The 6167-nt window shown below is 36.9% G+C and carries 6 protein-coding genes and 1 pseudogene; 3 read left to right on the top strand and 4 right to left on the bottom strand.

Features of this window, described 5'->3' with window-relative positions; genetic code table 11:
• Window positions 1-163 precede the first annotated feature (163 nt).
• On the bottom strand, window positions 164-358 hold the full coding sequence (locus AW17_RS15850; protein WP_029278080.1) for a hypothetical protein: 195 nt from the start codon (window positions 356-358) through the stop codon (window positions 164-166).
• 13 nt (window positions 359-371) lie between these two features.
• Entirely contained in the window at window positions 372-1658 is a 1287-nt protein-coding gene (gene tyrS, locus AW17_RS15845; protein ID WP_029278078.1) for a tyrosine--tRNA ligase, read from the bottom strand.
• A 171-nt stretch (window positions 1659-1829) separates the two neighbouring features.
• Here tyrS and AW17_RS15840 point away from each other — a divergent pair, with 171 nt between their 5' ends.
• On the top strand, window positions 1830-2504 hold the full coding sequence (locus tag AW17_RS15840; RefSeq protein WP_029278076.1) for an ACP phosphodiesterase: 675 nt from the start codon (window positions 1830-1832) through the stop codon (window positions 2502-2504).
• Between the two features lie 17 nt (window positions 2505-2521).
• Here the strand turns inward: AW17_RS15840 and AW17_RS15835 are convergent, their stop codons facing one another.
• Both AW17_RS15835 and AW17_RS15830 read right to left on the bottom strand, forming a co-directional pair.
• Window positions 2522-3166, bottom strand: coding sequence for an AAA family ATPase (locus AW17_RS15835; protein ID WP_029278074.1), 645 nt, complete (start codon window positions 3164-3166; stop codon window positions 2522-2524).
• Complete coding sequence (locus AW17_RS15830) at window positions 3153-3422, bottom strand: hypothetical protein (protein WP_029278072.1); 270 nt, start codon at window positions 3420-3422, stop codon at window positions 3153-3155. Before AW17_RS15830 ends, AW17_RS15835 begins: the two co-directional genes overlap by 14 nt.
• A 220-nt stretch (window positions 3423-3642) precedes the next feature.
• Here AW17_RS15830 and ligA point away from each other — a divergent pair, with 220 nt between their 5' ends.
• Together ligA and AW17_RS25285 are read left to right on the top strand one after the other, a co-directional pair.
• Complete coding sequence (gene ligA / locus AW17_RS15825) at window positions 3643-5658, top strand: NAD-dependent DNA ligase LigA (protein ID WP_029278071.1); 2016 nt, start codon at window positions 3643-3645, stop codon at window positions 5656-5658.
• Window positions 5659-5746: 88 nt separating this feature from the next.
• Window positions 5747-6126: pseudogene (locus AW17_RS25285) on the top strand (GxxExxY protein).
• Window positions 6127-6167 lie beyond the last annotated feature (41 nt).

The raw sequence follows: 6167 nt of genomic DNA, 5'->3' as shown, positions 1-6167 counted from the left end.
TTTGTGACGTTTTAATCAAGTTTTCAGTTAAGGCGGTCGTCACCCTGAATTTATTTCAGGGTCTTTCACGCTAAAAAGATGCTGAAATAAATTCAGCAGGACGATAAAGCTGGATTAGGCGTGTATAAGATATGATTTTCAGCTAATAATTATCGAACTCAGGTTAATACGTAGAAACAAGCTGGTCGTTACTCCTTTCTTTAAACAGAACCTTTTCATGAGTTCCTTCAACAACTTCATAATCCAGCGCTTCCAACTCCCGGGTTATTCGATCGAATAAAATCTGATGCGGAAGATCAACTTCCCGTTCAATTTTGAATTCGAGCCCAATGAATAGATCTTTTATTATCAGTTTCATTGGGCTCGAAATATTATCCGGCGATTAAAAGGAAGTAATTTTTCTTTCCTTTTTGTACCACGATAAATTTATCGTTTATCAGATGATCTTCATTAAAGACTTGGGCCATTTCAGCTACCTTTTCTTTATTTACCGAAACACCTCCACCCTGAATTGTTTTTTTAGCCTCTCCCTTAGATGGGAAAACAGCAGCCTTTTCTGCAAGTAAGCTTGCCGCATCAATACCGGTACTTAATTCAGATTTTGAAATGTTAAACTGTGGAATACCTTCGAACATTTCTAACACCTGGCTTTCTGACAAACTCTTCAAAAATTCCAATGATCCATTTCCGAACAGGAATTCTGAAGTTTTAATAGCGGTTTCCAAAGCTTCTACCGAGTGCGTTTTTATGGTGATATCTTCAGCTAAAGCTTTTTGCAGGATACGTAAATGTGGTGCGGCATCGTGTTCCTTTTCTAAGGCTTCGATTTCTTCTTTATTTTTAAGGGTAAAAATGCGTATCCATTTTTTCACATCATCATCTGATGCATTTAACCAAAATTGGTAGAATTTATATGGAGAAGTTTTCTCTGGATCCAGCCAAACTGCACCACTTTCGGTTTTACCGAATTTGGTTCCATCTGCCTTTTTAATCAACTGTGTAGTAATGGCATAAGCTGTACCAGCATCTTTTCTTCTAATCAGCTCTGTACCGGTAACAATATTGCCCCATTGATCAGATCCGCCCATCTGTACCAAACAGTTTTCATTTTTCCATAAATGATAAAAATCGTAACCCTGAATCAACTGGTAACAGAACTCGGTAAAAGATAGGCCAGAATCACCTTCCAAACGTCTTTTAACACTATCCTTTGCCATCATGTAGTTCACGGTAATGTGTTTACCGACATCCCTGATAAAGGTAAAAAGATTCATATCCTTAAACCAATCGGCATTGTTAACCATTACAGCGCCATTTCCACCTTCTTCAAATTTTAAGAATTTAGATAATTGCTTTTTCATCCCTTTCAGGTTATGCTCAATCATTTCAGGTGTCTGAAGATTACGTTCATCAGATTTTCCCGATGGATCGCCTACCATACCTGTAGCACCACCAACTAAAGCAAACGGCTTGTGACCAGCATTTTGAAAATGAATCAGTGTCATGATCTGCGTTAAGTGTCCAACGTGCAACGAATCTGCAGTAGGGTCGAAACCGATATAACCAGAAGTCATACCCTCGTTTAACTTTTCCTCAGTATTCGGCATAATATCATGCAGCATGCCACGCCATCTTAACTCTTCAACAAAATTCGTCATTGTACAAACACTTTAATAATGTGCGTGCAAAGATAAAATTTTAGCTTAGTTTAAAGCAAATTAGTTGGTTTTGTAAATGAGTTATCGCAATTACGCTTTGCAGCCCCGTAACCTTACCAATATTTTACCATTGGCTCTTTACAACCATATAAGAAAACATTACCTTGCAAAATGAACTTTTTATCCCATTATTATTTCGACCGGACAAATAATGATGCCAATGTGGTAATGGGAACGGTTTTGCCAGATCTGATTAAAAATGCTGCTAAAGAGGCCAATTTATACCCACAGAAGAATGAATTCCTGTTTAAAGGAAATCCTGATGAAGAAAACCTGCTTTTTGGCTGGAAAAGACATTTAGCAGTCGACCTGCTTTTTCATTCCTCTAATTTTTTTCTCGAGAAAACCACCGAGCTTAAGCAGCTCATTAAACCTATTGTAGAAAATACTGCAATCCGCCCCTCATTTCTTGCTCATATTGGCTTAGAACTTTTATTGGATCATTTATTGGTAGTGCATAATCTGGTTCAGGTGAATCATTTTTATGATAAACTCGAAGCGGTAAAAAAAGAATCATTAAGCGATTTTCTGGAGCACTGTAACCTGAAAAATCCAGAAGTATTTTTCAACTTTCTAGAAAAGTTCATCAGCAGTAAATACCTGTTGAGTTACCAAAAACTCGAAAATATCAGTTATGCCCTTAACAAGATCTGTATGCGGTTGTGGCCAGAAACGTTAAATGAAAAGCAGTTGCAGCAGCTGACTTTTGAGCTGGGCCTTTTCAAAGCGGTTTTGGAAAAAGACTACTTGGATATTTTTGAGGAGATTGAGGGGAAATTAGCTTAGTTCTTTTAGGAACTTTTTTAAATTTTGGCATCCTTTAATAAGTTATAAATCACTGGGAGTCCATTTTTTATCCATTTCTTTTTTAAAGCTTCAAGCGTAAAATATTCTACCTGATTATCTTCAATTGCACAAAGCATAGTTGGAATAATAGTTCCGTCGTAAAATTCCAATCTTTTAAAGCTAGCTATCTGACTATTTATATGCAATAGATTCATGTTATAAACTCCCCTAATTGTTTCAGGAGCAACAGCATGTCCGCCTTCTGAAATCCTTTGCTGAACTCTTGCCTTACAATGCTCGATTGTATCAAGGCATAAATAATTAATTTGAACATGATAACCAGCGCCTTCAAATAAATTTAAATAGGTCCAATAATATGGATCTGACAAAGGTGTTTCAAGCACAAAATGTTCGTGTTTAGCAATTGCATCCTTCATTTCCTCAACAAGCTGTGACTCCATCATTGCTGTAGCATTTCTTAACCGATCTATTTTAGGAATCCCTTGTTCCACAAGATGGCTTTCAAACTGAACGCGAATCTCATCTCTATTAAAAGAAGAGATGCCTTCAAATTCCTTAGGAAGCATACTTTGAATATAGGTAGATTTTCCAGCTCCGTTTGGACCTGAAATTACCAAAAGAGTTGGCTCAGAATAATCCATAGTCACTACGCACCAGCTCTGCCTCTTTTATTGCCAAAGTCTTCAAAACTTTAACTTTAAAAGTATTTCCGGTTGAAGAAACTTGCTGAATCTCTATACGTCCATCACTGTATTCTTTATAAACCTGACCTTTAGGAAGTTTATTAGAAAGGATAAGAAAAGGAAGGTTCCGACTAAAGTTTTTTGCACGCAGACTACGCAAAACATCAAGATATTTCTCTTGTTTAATTTCTGTTTCTACATTAACTACTGACATAATTTTTATTCCTTTTTTCTAACGTAAAAATACAAATTCAATGCCACAAATCAAAAGTAACAGCTCGTTAGTAAATTAAAAATATACTATAAATTTAATGGCCAAAATTTCATATTCCGGTCATTTGTCCAAATAACTGAATATTTAAATTTACAAGCGTATTATTCGCATTTATTTCAATTCACCTTAAAACCAATTCATCCTTTTTTTATATTTGTGCATGTCGCAAACTGCAATAAAAGAAGAAATGGATGCCCTGGTGGCCGAACTAAACCAGCACAATTATAACTATTATGTGTTGGCTATGCCTACCATTGGCGATTATGAGTTTGATAAAAAATTAAAGCACCTCGCCGAGCTCGAAAAAGCAAATCCTGATTTTGCCGATCCAAATTCGCCTACGCAGCGTGTTGGTGGCGATATCACCAAAAATTTCATTACCGTAAACCACAAATACCCCATGTTATCACTGGGGAATACCTACAATGAGCAGGATCTCCGCGATTTTGATGAACGTATCCATAAAGCGATTGGCGATAATTTTGAATACGTTTGCGAATTAAAATTTGATGGCCTATCCATTAGCCTTACTTACGAAAACGGCAAACTTTTAAGGGCAGTTACCCGGGGTGATGGCACCAAAGGCGATGATGTAACCAATAACGTAAAAACCATTCATACTATCCCGCACCAGATCAGATCGGCTGTTACGCCCGAACATTTCGAAATCCGCGGGGAGATTTTTATGCACAAAGCGGCCTTTTTACGCTTAAATACTGCCCGTGAAGAACTCGGTGAAATTCCTTATGCAAACCCTAGAAATTTTGCTTCGGGCACTATCAAAATGCAGGATAGTAAAGAAGTGGCCAAACGGCCCTTAGATGGTTTTATTTATTTCTTATACACCGATAAAAATGAATTTAAAACCCATTGGGAAAGTTTAAATGCCGTAAAAGATTGGGGTTTCCATGTTTGCGAACATAACAGACTAGTTTCTAACATCGATGCAGTACTGGAATTTATCCACCATTGGGAAAACGAGCGTTTTAAACTAAGTTATGATATCGATGGTATTGTAATTAAGGTGAACAGTTATGCACAACAGCAAGAATTAGGTTTCACGTCTAAATCTCCACGTTGGGCCATATCATACAAATACAAAGCAGCAGAGGTAGAAACTGTTTTAGAAAAAGTAACCTATCAGGTAGGGAGAACAGGTGCGGTTACACCAGTTGCCAATTTAAAACCTGTGTTATTGGCCGGCACAACGGTTAAACGCGCCACATTGCATAATGCGAACGAAATAGATCGTTTAGATTTACATGAAGGCGATACCGTTTATGTAGAAAAAGGTGGTGAGATTATTCCAAAAATTATCAAGGTAAATTTAGATAAGCGATTGCCTGGCGCTACAAAGGTTCAATATTTACACAACTGCCCCGAATGTGGAACAGAATTAATCAGAAGAGAAGGAGAAGCAGTTCATTATTGCCTTAACGATGAGGGTTGCCCGCCGCAGATTGTTGGAAAAATTCAGCATTTCATTTCACGCAAGGCCATGAACATTGATGGGCTCGGTGATGAAACTATTGAAACCTTTTATAAGCATGGCCTTGTAAGGCACATCAGCGATTTATATACCCTGTACCAAAAATCAGATCAACTGAAAACCTTAGACCGTTTCGGAGAACGATCGATCGAGAATATGCTTACAGGAATTGAAAAATCGAAGGAAATGCCTTTTGAGAAAGTACTTTTTGGCTTGGGTATCCGATATGTTGGTGAAACAGTTGCAAAGAAAACTGCCGCTGGCGTAAAGAATATCGACAACCTTTCTAAAGCTACTGTAGAGGAATTAATTGCCATTGATGAGATCGGCCAGCGAATTGCAGAGAGTATTGTTGAGTATTTTGGAAAATCTGAGCATTTACAGCAGGTAGAATTATTAAAATTAGCCGGATTACAGTTTGAAATTGAAGAAAAAGTAATTACGCTTGATAGTGATAGACTTATTGGAAAAACATTCGTAATTTCGGGCGTTTTTGAAAAATTTAGTCGCGATGAACTAAAAGATATGATTGAGGCTAATGGAGGCAAAATGCTGAGCGGTATTTCGGGCAAATTGAATTACCTGGTAGCAGGCGACAATATGGGTCCATCGAAATTAGAAAAAGCGAATAAACTAAACGTTCCGATCATCAGCGATGCCGAACTTTTAGAGATGATAAATGGTTAATATTTTACCACAAAGACACTAAGAACACAAGGTTAATTGATTAAAAGCATCCCTATTTACTTTAAAAAAACATTTTAAAAATTAAGGGATGACTGAAAATGAAATTGCTAAGTTAATTGTTAATGCTGCGTATCAGGTTCATGTTGAGCTAGGTCCAGGATTGCTAGAGTCAGCGTATGAGGCTTGCCTAGTTTACGAATTGGTTAATGCTGGATTGCAGGTTTCCAATCAAATAGATCTACCAGTTTATTATAAAAACGTAAAACTCAACTGTAATACAGAATTGATATTTTAGTTGAAGGAAAAGTAATTATTGAAGTAAAATCTGTAAGTTTTCTTAAAGAGGCTTACTTGGCGCAAACAATAACATACTTAAAGCTTTCGAACTGTAAACTAGGATTACTCATTAACTTTAATGAGGTAAAAATAAAAGATGGAATAAAAAGAGTTATAAATGGCTATTTATAGCAAAAAACAAAAACCTTGGTGTCCTTTGTGGCTCCGTGGTA

Origin of the sequence: Pedobacter borealis DSM 19626, from assembly GCF_000708285.2 — a bacterium.
Classification (GTDB): Bacteria; Bacteroidota; Bacteroidia; order Sphingobacteriales; family Sphingobacteriaceae; genus Pedobacter; species Pedobacter borealis.
The sequence above is the reverse complement of the archived record's forward strand: the minus strand, read 5'-3'. Positions and strand labels throughout refer to the sequence as shown.